We start from the raw sequence: 14,302 nt of genomic DNA, 5'->3' as shown, positions 1-14,302 counted from the left end.
CATCTACTTCACCTTGCATTGCATTTTCATTACCTAGTACTTCATTTACACTTGGCAATACTGCCTGCATTGCATTCCATGTTGATTCTGTATAATCACTTGCTGTTAAGTTAGCTATTTCATCCATCATCTTTTGTAATGCAATCTTATCACCTTTATAGAATTCTAACATCTGCATTACTTTAGCTAAACGATCAAATGCATTATTTACTTCTTCTTGACTTGCTTTTGCATTATCATATACAGTTTCAGCATTTTCTAATGCTGCTTTGAATTCATCAGCTACTGCTGGTACTAATTTACCTAACTGTTCTTGTGTTACTTCTTTAGCCATATCAATTGCAATTGATAATGCTGTTTTATTAGAATCGACCTTTATAGGCACTAATTTATCATAAGCATCTCTTAAACTATCTACAGCTGAGTCTATTTCTTTTTGTGTGGCTTCAGGGTTTACTTGCACTCCAATAGCAAGTGTTAGAGTTTCACTAAATAAATCCCAGCTTTCTTGTGTGTAATCATTTTGATTTAATTTTTCACATTCATTAATTAAATTATTTAATTCAGTAAAATCTGCCGCCTTTATAAATTCATCAATTTGATAAGTTTTGACTTTATTATCCTTATAATAATATTCAACAATATCTCCTTGCTTAATCACATCATTTTCTGGCAATTCTTTTCCATCCCTTACTACTACAAGTTTAGCATTTTGAGATAAATCAAATCCTGCCAAAAATTCTTTTACAGTAGTATTTTCATAAATATTTCCAATTAAATTATTTTTAATTGTATATATTGTACTTCTTAATTCAGCAAATGGCTTATAAAAATTAAATTCTGCTGCACTTGCTGAGGCATTTGTTGGAACATTATTCCAAATTAATGTCTTTGTAATCACTAATTTTACATATTTTGTTGTAACAGCATTAAAATTACAAATACGTTCATTACCATTTTGTTCATATTCTTCTTGAGCAATTTTTCGATAATCATTTCCATCGTCACTTACCCATAATTCTATACCTAAAATATCACCATTACCAGTTTTATTATTTTTATAATCACGTGGCAAAATACTAAAACTATTAATTGTTTCTTCTTGATCAAATTCGAATAACACAGTATATGGAGCATCTATATCTGTTTTAGTTGTCCAGAAAGTATTTACATTACCATCAATTGCATTACTAATAGGATAACCACTATAATCTGGTTTATCGCATGAAATAGCAATACTCATTTGATCAACCTGTAATTCGTTTACTGTACCATCATTCAATGCATAGTTATCTACAAACTCATCATATAACGCTTTTGAATCACCTGTAGCTTCCATACTATATTCTTTATCACTTCTAGCCCATTGCCAAGCCATTTCATGTGATTCCTTAATTGAAATCTCTTTATAATTATTAACATCTTTTCCTTCTATTTTATCTGTTAAACGTTGAATCCATATTTGCCAACGTTGTAAGTAATAATCTTTTGTTAATCCACCATACTCACGATTAGCATAATCATAAACTCCCCAACAGTAATATGGAGCCCATGTAGATATAATTGCTTTACCATTTAATTCAAAAATCTTTTTGGTAAAATCATCTTGCCCTTGAGCTGCTTGATTAGATGCATTCAACCATGTTCCCACCATAAAATTCTTATTACTGTTCAAAACCCGATCTTGAAGTTCAACCATTTTTAAAAACTCTTGTGATTTTTGTTTAAATAATTCAACATTTCCATCATTAAATGCTTTTGTGAATTCCTTATATGTCTGTTCAGCACTGTTAGCAATTGCTTGACGCAAAAAGTCTGTTACATCATACAAATACCCTTCACTATCTTTTAATTTATCATAATCTTTCATTAAATAATTTAATGCTTTTTCAAAAGTCTTAAAATCATAATTTTTATTCATATTACCATTTGGTGCTGATTGTTTAGCATCAAATTGAGGTCTTACATTAATTATTGACTCAGGAGGATCAGCATGAGTTGCTGGCCGATACACAGTTTTTAATAATAACTCCCAAGCTTTTTGGGCATTTTCACTTGTTTGACCATAACGACGTTCAACATAATGTGTTATCCATCCATTTAAATCCACATCTTCTTCTTCCCACATCATTTCAAAGAACAAATCAAATCTGACAGGATTATTATTAGTTCCCTCAGGCGCTATTCCCATTCCTACCATATGATTTGTCTTATTTTTTACCTGACTAGGTATTTTAGTCAATTTTTCTAAATTACCATGTATACCAGAACGACCACCATAATTTTCAAGCATACAATAAACCCAATCACTTCCAGCAAATTCATCTGTAGAAGAATATTTTGGTGATTTACTTGCATTTAAATCCAACAATAGGATATTATTAGATTTTTCTTCAGTCGTAATTTTACTTAATAAGGCTGGTTGAAAACTCCAAGATTGAATAACCCAAACCGCCTTTTCATCATAGTTTTTCATTTCATCTAATACTTTTCTACCTACAACATCTCTTCCAATTCCTCCAGTTTGACCACCTTCATGGAATGGATCAGTTGCATAATAATTAGATATTTTTCCATATACTTCTTCTTGAGCCTGATAAAACATTTTTGCATAATTTTGATATGTTTCAGTGTTTGTTTTTAACATTGCTGGTCTTTGCATTCCATTCCATAATCCTTGAGGAATTACTTCAGCACTTGAATCTTTTTCAGTGATACTATTAGGAACCATTCCACTGTAACCTTGTAAAATTGGTGTCATTCCTAATGCTCTCATCTTTCTTTGATTCATTCTAGCTAGTTCAGTACGATTTGCAAACCAATTATCAGGAATTGGTCCATTAACATTTTCCATATTTGCCATATATTGCCAACCAAAATACCCTGGTCCTACAAGCCAATCTTTGATTTCATCAAGAGAATATCCCAAATTACTCATAAATCTTCTCCAAACTTCTTCTTGACCAGTAATATCAAGTACAGCATTCACTCCATTTAATGCTAACCAATCCATTTCATTTTGCCACTCAGTTTCACCCCAAAAAGCCATTGTATAAGAATGAGTGCAATAATTATAAGCATAACGTACTTCATAAGGATTTTCTTTACGAATAGTTTTTGTTACAGGAACTACTTTAGCTGGCATTTTAACTTGTCTTGCTTGTTGAGTAATTGAAACATTACAATAATATTTTAAGTAATAATTCAATCCTGTTGTTAAAGAAAGCCCTTCGTTTCCTTTAATTTGGATTTTACCATTATGATTACTAATTTCATAATAATCATTATCATTTTCATTATTATCTTCTAATACAAATTCAAACCAATCTAAATACCTTTCACCAATAGTACGACTTAATACCCCTTTAACTTCTTTTAATGTTTCAGCTTCAGTAATTGGATTTGCATATTCAGTATCTTTAAAATCACTAATATTAATATTAGCTCTTTCAATTACTGGATTTTCACTTTTATCTCCATATACTCTTACTTCAGCAAAACTTCCCGCATTTCCAACTGAACAATACTCTAAATAAATACGAACGATTCTAGCTTCTTTTCCATTAATTTCAAAAGTATTTCCTTCTTTACTTACAACGACATTATCTTGTTTTTCCCCAACTTTGTCAAAAGTAACACCATCTACACTTGTAAAAATTGAATATTGATAATAAGCTTGTAAATCTTTAAAACTAGGAATTACCTGAATTTTATTTAAATTATAATTACTTTCTAAATCAATATCTATATATGCAGGATAATATAATGCCTGCCATGATGTAGATAACTTTCCATCGTTTATATTTGCTACAGGATAACTTTCTGTATTACTATAAGAACGTGCAGGTTTTTGATAAGCAATACTAGTTGTGTCTACATCTTCTTTTGGTGGTTCAAATTCAGTATTTTCAATTCCAAATACTCTTAATTCATTTATGTGCATTGAAGGATTTGCAGAATTTGATAACATTTTTACTTTTACATATCTTATTGTTTGTGTTTCAAAAGTATATGTATCACCTTTGCTAGTCTGAGGAACATTATCTTTCTTTTCCGCTACCTTTTTATATTCAAATCCATCTACACTAGTATATACTTCATAATTATAGTAACGACCATCTGAATAATATGGCAATACATTAATTTCATCGACATCAAAATAACCTTCTAAATCAACTTCCAACCATCCTTCACCTGCATTAGCCCAATAAGAATTAACATTGTTATCAACAGCCTTACTTGGACTACTGTTTCCTTCTTGTCCTGAAGCTGTTGCTACCTTATTTAAGGCAACGTTTGTTTTTATGGATTCAACTAATTCACCATAAACACGTAATTCCTTAATATGACCAGTATTATTAGTTGGTTGATTTTCTGCATGTGTTTTTGAAATTTTTACTTTTATATAACGAGCTGTAATTGTTTCATCAAATTTATATGTGTCCCCTTCAGGAGTATTCCATGCTGTATCTCCTTTTTTAGCAACTAAACTATACTCTTTTTGATCCAAACTAGAATAAATTTCATAATCATAATATCGATTTGCATTTGCTGGTACATCAAAGTATGCCATTAAATTTATCTCGGATATTTTGTAAAGACCCTGTAGATCAACTTCTAGCTCACTTGGATTAACTGCTGCCCAATATGTGTTAGTATTCCCATCAACAGCATATTCAGCATATTGGTTTTTCTCAATAGTTGAAGATGTCACTGGTTTCTTTAATGCAATATTTTCTTTAGTTGCCTTACTTGAAACATCTTGCCAAGCATAATTGTCATTTGATTCATTTGCAAACACTCCCATCGATGGAAACATTAACAATAGTGCTAGTGATGATACCATAGAAACTTTTAAAATTTTCTTTAGATTCATTCCTTCCTACTTCCTTTCTATTTTTCCTGTTAAAAATATAAAATTTTACCCATCTCTTTAAATCACTTCCTTTTAATTCCCTTATACTTATATTATAACTTAAAAAAAGTAGTAAAATTTTATAATCATTAGTAAAATAATACACTAAACACTATAAATAAAAAGACATAATAATTCTAAGAATTAGAACTACTATGTCTTTTTCAATCATAATATTAATCTTCTACCTGTCGTCTTGTAATTACAGCACCTAAAGATACAAGTTTATGATCTATATTTTCATATCCGCGATCAATATGATATACATTTCCTATTTCTGTTACCCCATCAGCCATTAATGCCGCTACTATCAATGCTGCCCCACATCTTAAATCTGTTGCATAGACTCTTGCTCCATGTAGTGGCGTTGGTCCATCTATATAACACATTGCTTCTTCCTGTGCTATTCTAGCACCCATTGAATTTAATTGATAACAATGTCCAAATCTCTCTGGATAAATCGTCTCTACTACCTGTGAACTACCATGACACTGAGTTAATAGTGCTGTTAGCGGTTGTTGTAGATCTGTTGCAAAACCTGGATATACCTGCGTTCTTATATCTGATGGTCTTAAATTTTCTATCCCGCCATGAACTATGATACTGTCTCCAACAATATCCATTTTTACACCTATCTCTTTTAACTTCGAGGTTACTGCCTCTAAATGCTGAGGAATTACATTTTGTACGATTACTTTCTCTCCTGCCGCTGCTGCTATCACTAAAAAAGTCCCCGCCTCTATTCGATCAGGAATTATTTCATGATTACATCCCTGAAGTGTTTCTACTCCTTCAATCGTAATCGTATCTGTACCAGCTCCTCGTATCTTGGCTCCCATCTTTGTTAACAGGTTTACTACATCAATTATTTCAGGTTCTTTAGCCGCATTTTCAATGGTTGTCTTTCCTTCTGCTTTTACTGCTGCTAGTAATATATTTATGGTTGCACCAACTGATGCAAAATCCATATATATCTTATTGCCTATCAAACGCTCAGCTTGAATCGTATAGGTTCCATCACTACTATAGTCAACAGTTGCTCCTAAAGCCTCAAATCCTTTGATATGAAGATCAATTGGACGAGGTCCTAAAAAGCATCCTCCTGGCATTTTCATAGTTACCTTTTTACATTTTCCTAATAATGCCCCCATTAAATAATACGATGCTCTTAATTTATCTACTGCTTCACCTATAAGCGGTTTATTTTTCAAATTAGTAGGATCTACTACCAATACATCTTCATTTTTTTCAACATTACAGTTTAATTCTCTTAACAATACTCCTAATGCGTCAACATCAGAAATATTTGGTACACCATATACAGTTACAGGACTATCTGCTAAGACAATTGCTGGAATTAGGGCTACAGTTGCATTTTTTGCACCACTTACCACTACTGTTCCATTCAATTTATGTCCACCTTCAATAGCAATTACTTCACTCATTTTAGTCCTCCTTATAATTTAATCTACGTAACTACTATATATTAATTTATTGTTAAAAACAACCAAAATTTGTATTTTTAAATGAATAGAATTTTTAGACATTTTTCGTTGTTCTATTATTATACAAAAATATCTATCATTCTCAAAATTATTAATAATTAAGACTTTTATAAATATTAAAAGAATCCCTTTAGGGGATTCTTCAGACTTATTTATTGCTAATTAAGCTTTACCAATGCATCCAAAAATTTCCATTTTTTCTTTGACACATTCCTTAATAGCTTCAGTACCAGGAGCTAATAATTTACGAGGGTCAAATCCTTTTCCTTCTAAATCTTTTCCTGCTTCAATATATTTTCTAGTTGCTTCTTGGAAATATAATTGACATTCAGTATTTACATTGATTTTAGAAACCCCTAAGTTAATTGCTTCTTTGATCATTTCTTCAGGAATTCCAGTTCCACCATGTAATACTAAAGGTAATTTACCAGTTTCTTGTTGAATTGCATCTAATGCTCCAAAATCTAAACCTGCCCAATTTTCTGGATATTTACCATGAATATTTCCAATACCAGCTGCTAAGAAATCAATTCCTAAGTCAGCAATCATTTTACATTCTTTTGGATCGGCAACTTCACCTTTTCCAATAACACCATCTTCTTCTCCACCAATTGATCCAACTTCTGCTTCAATTGAAACACCTTTAGCATGGCATAATTCAACCATTTCTTTTGTCTTTTCGATATTTTCATCAATAGAATAATGAGAACCATCAAACATGATTGAAGAGAATCCAGCTTCTAATGCAGCTTTAGCTCCATCATAGCTACCATGATCTAAATGTAAAGCTACTGGTACAGTAATTCCTAAAGAATCTACCATTGCAGCAACCATTGCTGATACAGTTTTAAATCCAGTCATATATTTAGCAGCACCTTCAGATACTCCTAAGATTACTGGAGCTTTTAATTCTTCTGCAGTTAATAGAATAGCTTTTGTCCATTCTAAGTTATTAATGTTAAATTGACCAACTGCATAATGTCCTTCTTTTGCTTTATTTAACATTTCTGTTGCTGATACTAATCCCATAATATTTCTCCTTTTCTTTTTTCTCCTATATAATACTATTATTTAAATTAAATTTCCATAGTATCACTTAGATTTTTACCTATTTTATTTATTTTTATCCACCGTAAGCGATTACTTATCATCTTAAAACTTCTTTAACAATAAATTCATTCTTAGAAAAATGACATAAAGCAATTCCTAATGCCATTGATAAATTTAAAGAATCAATCTTGTCACTATGAGGAATAAAAATACTTTGTCCATATTTAAGAAAATCATCTGATAAACCACTACTTTCATTTCCAAAAATTAATGAATGCCTACTATTATCAGGTTCAATTAAATGAATATTTTTAGCTCCTTTCAACATTAATGGATAAATAATACGATGAGGATACTTTTTTAGATAATCACTAAAACTATCAAAATATTCAAAATTAATATTAAATAAAGCACCCATTGACGCTCTTACAACCCGAGGATCAAATACATCTACACCTGGACGGATAATTGCTAAATTAGTATAATTAAATCCTAACATCGTCCTAATAATCGTGCCCATATTCCCCATATCCCCTGGATTAACTAAAACAACATGATTGGCATTATTTAATTCCATACTATATTTTTTTATAATTGCAACAGCAAAACAATTATCCTTTTTTGAAAGCCTGCTAATAGTATTATCACTCTCAATTAAATCAATCTTATTATTTTTACATATTTCACTAATAATTTTAATACCCTTATTTTGATATGAATTACTTTTAATATATACTCGTAATACTAAATCAGGTTTATTTTCTAACAACTCAATTGTCTCAAATACCCCTAATGTATATGTATAGTCAAAATCTTTATGATATGCTTTAATTTTCATTTTCTAGACCCTTTAATAAATCAATTTGTTTTTTTAAATCCTTCTGTAGTATTTCAAAATGTTTACGATCATAATCAACACCTTGATCAATTAAAGCTAATAAATCATTATATTTTTCATAAGCCAGCATAAATAGTGAAATCTGAATTTGTAAATCAAGTTCATTTTGACCATCAGCAATAATTTTATTTATCTCTTTATATTTTGTTTTAAAAATCTCATCTAAATCAACACTTTTATTTCTCTTAAACAATCGCATTTTGTCTTCCTCCTAAAATATTATACTGCTAATCAAGATAGTAATCCAGCTTAGAAAAAGGAATAAATGCTTCTGGTTCCCTTCTATGTTCTCCAAGCATTTTTTCCATCCAAACCATATCATACCACTTATCTAACTTATATCCACATTGATGAAAATAAGCAACTTGAACATACCCCATATGATGATGAAATGAAATACTTCTCTCATTTGGAATCGCTATACACGCATTCATATTTAATATATTTTGCTTTTTAGAAATATCTTCTAAAACTCGATATAATGTCTTGCCAATTCCAATATTATGATAATCGACGTCTACATAAACTGAAGTTTCTACAGACCAGTTATAAGCTGCACGATTTTTAAATGCTGATGTATATGCATATCCAACTATTTCATCATCTATTTTTGCAACTAAATATGGATAATTTTTCAAAGTATTAATTATTCGCTGCCTAAACTCTTTAATACTTGGAACTTCATATTCAAAAGTTATTGCTGTATTTAAAACATATGGTTGATAAATTTTAAGTAATCTTTTAACATCCTCAGGTTTAGCAATTTCTATATCTATATTCATTATCCCGCTCCTTAACTATAATAATTATTACTCATGTTTACTAGATAAATTTACCACAACGATTTCACTATGACTAGCTGTTCGGATGCTATATCCCCAGCCTCCCATACCAGAAGATACAATCGCATGGAAATTCCCATCTTTTTTAATTCCATAGTTCATATCATTTACATTTATTAATTCAAAAAAATAATTAAGAGGAAATATTTGTCCAGCGTGAGTATGTCCTGAAAGTTGAAGATCAATACCTAATTTAGCATTATCTTTATAATTTTTAGGTTGATGTTCTAGTAATACCAATGGTTTATCTTCATTAATATCATCTGTTATTACTTCTAAAGACTCCCTTTTTTTAATAACATAATCTTTACGCCCAATTAAATAAATGTCATCCAACATAACTGCTTCATCTAATAAAACATTAACTCCACTATCCTTTAATCTATTTATAAGATCAAATTCTTTTAAAGGTGAACCACCTTGAAAACCAATTTCATGATTTCCTTCAACAAAATATATAGGATATTTAGATGATAAGTTGTAAAATACTTTCATTGCATAATCCACTTCATCTTGTGTTGTATTTTCATCAAAAATATCCCCTAACAATATAATTGCATCTGGATTAATTGCACTAGCATGATTAGAAATCTTTGTTAGGTCTGTTTTAGAAACAATCGTACCTAAATGAACATCAGAAATAACCATCAATGATTTATCATTAAAATCTTTATTTATCTCAACATTATATGTCGTTATAAGTGTATTTTTAGCATTATACATTCCATAGCAGCTTAAAACAATACTAGCTGCCAAAGCTACCATTCCTCGACGATAAATAAATTTAAAGTAATGATTAAATTTTGTTTTATACAATATTAGATTAATAATATCAAAAATCACAAAACAAATACATGCATTAACTAAAAAACCAAAAAATATTAAATCATACAAACATAAAATAATTAAGCATAAAACAATAATAACTGTAATAATATTACGATATCTAGCCTTCGCAAATACTAACCGAGTATGATAAGCCAAATAAACTGTCATAATAGCTACTAAGGTCATTTCCATCAAAATGAACCAGCTCATTACTAATCATCTCCTTCAATTTATTATTATACCATAGTTTATATTTATGGTATAATGTCTTTGAGGTGAAATTATGCATAAATTAGCTTGTCCTAAATGCCATGAGGCAATTGTACAAATAGGAAATTCATATAAATGCACTAATGGTCATTGTTATGATATTGCCAAAAGTAAATATTTAAATTTATTATTAAATCCTGATAAAGCAACTAATAATCCTGGTGATAGCAAAGAAAGTCTTGTTGCTAGAAAAGCCTATTTGACTAATGGTTATTATGATATTATTTTAAATAATGTTGTTGATTGTATTAAAAAATATCGTGATAATATTAAATTAAATATTTTAGATTTAGGATGTGGTGAAGGTTACTATACTCGTGGTCTCAATGAAATTTTTAACCAGGATATAATATATGGTTTAGATATTTCTAAGGAAGCTATTAATATGGCAACAAGATATACTAAAGATGTATATTGGTTAGTCGGTAATAGTAAAAATCTTCCTTTTCTTGATCACTCTCTAGATTTCATTACAGCCTTATTTACTGTTGTTAATCAAGATGAATTAAAACGCACACTTAAAAACGGAGGATATATTATTCATGTAACAGCTAATCCTAATCACTTAATTGAAATAAAAGAATTAATATATGATGAAATTAAAGTTAAAAGTGATAAATATATTCGTTTAAATTTTGAAACAGTTGAAAGTTATGATCTTGTACACTCGATACATATTGATAATCGTGAAGATGTTTTAAATTTATTAAAGATGACACCACATTATTATCATATTAAAAAAGAACGTCGTAACGTTCTTGACACATTAGAAAAACTAACTGTTACTATAGATATTAAAATCACTGTTTATCGCACTTAGACATGTTATCATGTCTTTTTATTTATAAAAAAATCTAACCATTTTAACCACATTAAAACGACTTTTTTCAAACATAATTCTTGCAGGAATCCGCTTTATTTCACCACAATCTAAAAAAATTATATCTATCCCTTTCTTACTTTCTTCATAGCCAACTATTGTCACCCAATGCCATAAATCATCACGTATCTCACGACGACGATGTGTCAAAATCAACAACCCCAATGGATTATTACTGTTAATACTCTCTTTAACTATCTTACTAGCAACATTTACACTCGGTCTTCTGAAAATAATATATTTACAATTATTTAATAATCTACTTAATCTGCGAGCATACAAATAGGCATATGGAAATCCTCTTTCTTTAGGTTTCATCAATTTAAACATTTCAATCATATGATCTAAATACACATTTTCATTAATTTTATGTTCTTTTTTTGTATAATAAAGAAAAATATCTGTGGCACTTACACTGGCACATCCCGCTTTTCTTGCCCAAGAATCTAAAAACCATTCTTGATTACCGCCATGACTCACACACTTATTTTTTTTATATACTTTTGGATAATCTAAAATCATCATGCCACCTCTTCTCTATTTTTATTATACGGTATTTTACCTAAATTAGTCACTACTTAATATTATTAGCCCTATATATTAAAAGGGACAATGTCCCTTTTAATACTTTTATCTAGCTTTTTGTAATGCTTTCTTTAATTTAAAATCATCTATAAAACGTAAAGGGGTCTCAAATGTTCTTTGACCATAAACAAATCTCAGCTTTTTAGTTTTTGGATATGTAACACGTTTTATTTTTCGATAATCAAGTTTAATTTTACCAATCATCATTTGTCGATGACCAACATAAATAATTTGTTGTAAAAAAACACTTACACCTAAAGTAATAATTGTAAGAATATTGAGTGGTATATATGCACTATTTAAATTATTATTAATAGTACTTAAAATCATAATTGAAGAGCATATTATAAAAACACCAATATAAAGAATTAATAAAATAATATAAAAATATTTACCAGAATCACTGAGACATGATGTTAAAGTATGATCTTCTTTAGTTGCCAAATACATTGTAACACCATAAGAAATATTTATGTATGTAAACCATAATAAGGCTAAGAATACCAAAAGAGGTAAAATATTAAAAATAGCATTCATTAGATATACTCCTTCTTTCAATAAAATCATTATACAAGAAATTGTCCAATTATCCTATATAAAAATTAATAAAATTTAATAATAATTAATAATTATAACAAAAACCTGCTTAATTAAACAGGCTATGATATAAAATTACGTGCATAATACTCATCATAAGTAAGGTTACTATTATATACCTTTTTTGCTAAATCCCTTCCTAAATAACGAAGATGCCAAGGTTCATAACTATAACCAGTTAATGAATCTTTTCCCTCAGGATAACGAATAATAAAACCATAATCAGCTAATATTCCAGCAAACCATTGATACTCAGGATGGTTAACAATGTTTTCAAAAGAATAAGTATCTAATGCTACATCACAAGCTAATCCTAGAGTATGCTCGCTATGCCCTGGACGACTGCAAGTTTTATCAGCTTCTTCAACACTATAAGTATTTGCCATATGACGATAACTCTTTTCTTGTGCTGGTGTTGAGCGATAACCACTTACAACATAAAAGCTGATTCCTTTTTCTCGACATTTATTTCTTAAAGCTACAAAATCATCATAAACTACTCGAGACATTTGATGTTTTCGATATTTATATGCCGGATCACTAGAGCTAGTATAGCCATCATTGATGTAAATAAGATCATCTGGAACAAAATTATTATCTAATCGATAATATTTATTTACAATAGTATTCAGTTCATTAGGATTAGGCTGAAAAATAATATGTTCATAAAAATTATAATCTAAATTCATATTAACATATGTAACCACATCCTCATCAGATAAATCAGAATGTTTATTTTTATAATTTGTATAACGTTCTTTATTTGATGACGTATAATAATTTATTAATGTAATTGGATTTTTTGAAGGGGCTTTTTTTATTTTTATTTCATCAGGTGTATTTATTAATGTTATTATATTTGTTACTAAATATATAATCATTGAAATAATGGCTATAAAAATAATTACTACAATAGCAACTCTCTTTTTATTTAATCTTCGCTTCATCTCTCTACCTCGAAAATAATAAATATATTATTTAGATAATCATATCATAAAAATATTAATTTTTTTATGAACATTTACTATACAATGTATTTTTTTTGCATTATTATAATAATATTGACTTATTAAGTTAAAAAAATACCAAATGAAGGAGTAAATTATGGAAAATACAATTTCATCTTTAAAAATATTAGTACAATGTCAAGAAGCTGATTATCAAGGAAACTATCAGATTTCTAATCTAATGTCTAAATTATCAGATTTAGCTACTATAAATGCTTTACAAATAGGAATATGGAATAATAATTTATCAGAGAAATATGGTTTTGTTTTAACTAAAGAAACAATTATTTTAAAACGTCCAATTAAAATTAATGAGCTAATTAAATTATCTACACGTGCCAGCGGGTATAAAAGAATCCAGTTTACACGTAACTATTGGGTAGAAGATGAAAATGGAGAAGAAATTGCATCTATATATTCATTATGGACATTGATTGATTTAAAAAAGAGAAGAATCATCAAACCTGAAAAAGCTGGAATAGATATGCCTGAAATCATTCCATATAATTATACTATTAGCAGTTATAATGAAATATCTGATAATGTAGAATTATCTTATATAATGGAAAGAACAGTTTTATATAGTGATGTTGATGTTAATCAACATTTAAATAATAGTCGTTATTTTGAATGGGCATTTGATGCCATACCAATAAAATTCTTTGATAAAAATTACTTTAAAGAAATAAGTGTCATGTTCAAAAAAGAGATGACCCCTAACACAACTGCTAAAATATATAGATACATAGGAAAAGATTATGTCAAAATAGTATTTAAATCTACTGATGATAAAACTACATATTTTGAGTTTGGTGGCTATACAAACTCCATATAAAATAAATTAAAAATTCTTAATTATGAAAGATAAAAAAATCCAGTTTCAAAATTTTAAATTTATTACTTTTTTGATTTTTCAAATATTATG

At 28.9% G+C, this 14,302-nt stretch carries 12 protein-coding genes; 2 read left to right on the top strand and 10 right to left on the bottom strand.

The window, feature by feature from the left end; translation table 11 throughout:
- The 7 genes from ACLR9T_RS04650 to ACLR9T_RS04620 all read right to left on the bottom strand — a co-directional run.
- The coding region (locus ACLR9T_RS04650) for an alpha-N-acetylglucosaminidase TIM-barrel domain-containing protein (protein ID WP_413108369.1) at window positions 1-4,876 on the bottom strand (4,876 nt) is incomplete at its 3' end.
- 215 nt (window positions 4,877-5,091) lie between these two features.
- Window positions 5,092-6,360, bottom strand: a complete 1,269-nt coding sequence (locus ACLR9T_RS04645) for a UDP-N-acetylglucosamine 1-carboxyvinyltransferase (protein ID WP_413108368.1) — start codon at window positions 6,358-6,360, stop codon at window positions 5,092-5,094.
- A gap of 222 nt (window positions 6,361-6,582) precedes the next feature.
- Window positions 6,583-7,449 carry a class II fructose-1,6-bisphosphate aldolase gene (gene fba / locus ACLR9T_RS04640; RefSeq protein ID WP_413108367.1) on the bottom strand — a complete coding sequence of 289 codons (867 nt, stop codon included), beginning with the start codon at window positions 7,447-7,449 and terminating at the stop codon, window positions 6,583-6,585.
- Between the two features lie 118 nt (window positions 7,450-7,567).
- Window positions 7,568-8,308 carry a TrmH family RNA methyltransferase gene (locus ACLR9T_RS04635; RefSeq protein ID WP_413108366.1) on the bottom strand — a complete coding sequence of 247 codons (741 nt, stop codon included), beginning with the start codon at window positions 8,306-8,308 and terminating at the stop codon, window positions 7,568-7,570.
- Window positions 8,298-8,567, bottom strand: a complete 270-nt coding sequence (locus ACLR9T_RS04630; protein ID WP_413108365.1) for a hypothetical protein — start codon at window positions 8,565-8,567, stop codon at window positions 8,298-8,300. Before ACLR9T_RS04630 ends, ACLR9T_RS04635 begins: the two co-directional genes overlap by 11 nt.
- A 28-nt stretch (window positions 8,568-8,595) precedes the next feature.
- Window positions 8,596-9,150, bottom strand: a complete 555-nt coding sequence (locus tag ACLR9T_RS04625) for an N-acetyltransferase family protein (RefSeq protein ID WP_413108364.1) — start codon at window positions 9,148-9,150, stop codon at window positions 8,596-8,598.
- Between the two features lie 27 nt (window positions 9,151-9,177).
- Window positions 9,178-10,248, bottom strand: coding sequence for a metallophosphoesterase (locus tag ACLR9T_RS04620; protein ID WP_413108363.1), 1,071 nt, complete (start codon window positions 10,246-10,248; stop codon window positions 9,178-9,180).
- A 73-nt stretch (window positions 10,249-10,321) separates the two neighbouring features.
- On the opposite strand from ACLR9T_RS04620, the gene ACLR9T_RS04615 reads away from it, so the two are divergent.
- Window positions 10,322-11,128: a methyltransferase domain-containing protein gene (locus ACLR9T_RS04615; protein ID WP_413108362.1), complete on the top strand. Its 807-nt coding sequence runs from the start codon at window positions 10,322-10,324 to the stop codon at window positions 11,126-11,128.
- Window positions 11,129-11,146: 18 nt separating this feature from the next.
- Here ACLR9T_RS04615 and ACLR9T_RS04610 read toward each other — a convergent pair whose 3' ends face one another.
- From ACLR9T_RS04610 to ACLR9T_RS04600, 3 genes are all read right to left on the bottom strand, one after another.
- Window positions 11,147-11,710: a hypothetical protein gene (locus ACLR9T_RS04610; protein ID WP_413108361.1), complete on the bottom strand. Its 564-nt coding sequence runs from the start codon at window positions 11,708-11,710 to the stop codon at window positions 11,147-11,149.
- Window positions 11,711-11,818: 108 nt separating this feature from the next.
- Window positions 11,819-12,310, bottom strand: a complete 492-nt coding sequence (locus tag ACLR9T_RS04605; protein WP_413108360.1) for a hypothetical protein — start codon at window positions 12,308-12,310, stop codon at window positions 11,819-11,821.
- A gap of 122 nt (window positions 12,311-12,432) precedes the next feature.
- Window positions 12,433-13,317 carry a D-alanyl-D-alanine carboxypeptidase family protein gene (locus ACLR9T_RS04600; RefSeq protein WP_413108359.1) on the bottom strand — a complete coding sequence of 295 codons (885 nt, stop codon included), beginning with the start codon at window positions 13,315-13,317 and terminating at the stop codon, window positions 12,433-12,435.
- Between the two features lie 157 nt (window positions 13,318-13,474).
- Between ACLR9T_RS04600 and ACLR9T_RS04595 the strand changes: the two genes are divergently transcribed.
- Window positions 13,475-14,212, top strand: coding sequence for an acyl-[acyl-carrier-protein] thioesterase (locus ACLR9T_RS04595; RefSeq protein WP_413108358.1), 738 nt, complete (start codon window positions 13,475-13,477; stop codon window positions 14,210-14,212).
- Window positions 14,213-14,302 lie beyond the last annotated feature (90 nt).

Origin of the sequence: Thomasclavelia sp., from assembly GCF_047249845.1 — a bacterium.
Taxonomy (GTDB): domain Bacteria; phylum Bacillota_I; class Bacilli_A; order Erysipelotrichales; family Coprobacillaceae; genus Thomasclavelia.
This window is presented reverse-complemented; position numbering and strand designations above follow the sequence as displayed.

Bases quoted from the DNA above. Each gene is read 5' to 3' on its own strand.
- ACLR9T_RS04645 (WP_413108368.1), bottom strand. From the start codon at position 6,360: ATGAGTGAAGTAATTGCTATTGAAGGTGGACATAAATTGAATGGAACA.
- fba (WP_413108367.1), bottom strand. From the start codon at position 7,449: ATGGGATTAGTATCAGCAACAGAAATGTTAAATAAAGCAAAAGAAGGA.
- ACLR9T_RS04635 (WP_413108366.1), bottom strand. From the start codon at position 8,308: ATGAAAATTAAAGCATATCATAAAGATTTTGACTATACATATACATTA.
- ACLR9T_RS04630 (WP_413108365.1), bottom strand. From the start codon at position 8,567: ATGCGATTGTTTAAGAGAAATAAAAGTGTTGATTTAGATGAGATTTTT.
- ACLR9T_RS04625 (WP_413108364.1), bottom strand. From the start codon at position 9,150: ATGAATATAGATATAGAAATTGCTAAACCTGAGGATGTTAAAAGATTA.
- ACLR9T_RS04620 (WP_413108363.1), bottom strand. From the start codon at position 10,248: ATGAGCTGGTTCATTTTGATGGAAATGACCTTAGTAGCTATTATGACA.
- ACLR9T_RS04615 (WP_413108362.1), top strand. From the start codon at position 10,322: ATGCATAAATTAGCTTGTCCTAAATGCCATGAGGCAATTGTACAAATA.
- ACLR9T_RS04610 (WP_413108361.1), bottom strand. From the start codon at position 11,710: ATGATTTTAGATTATCCAAAAGTATATAAAAAAAATAAGTGTGTGAGT.
- ACLR9T_RS04605 (WP_413108360.1), bottom strand. From the start codon at position 12,310: ATGAATGCTATTTTTAATATTTTACCTCTTTTGGTATTCTTAGCCTTA.
- ACLR9T_RS04600 (WP_413108359.1), bottom strand. From the start codon at position 13,317: ATGAAGCGAAGATTAAATAAAAAGAGAGTTGCTATTGTAGTAATTATT.
- ACLR9T_RS04595 (WP_413108358.1), top strand. From the start codon at position 13,475: ATGGAAAATACAATTTCATCTTTAAAAATATTAGTACAATGTCAAGAA.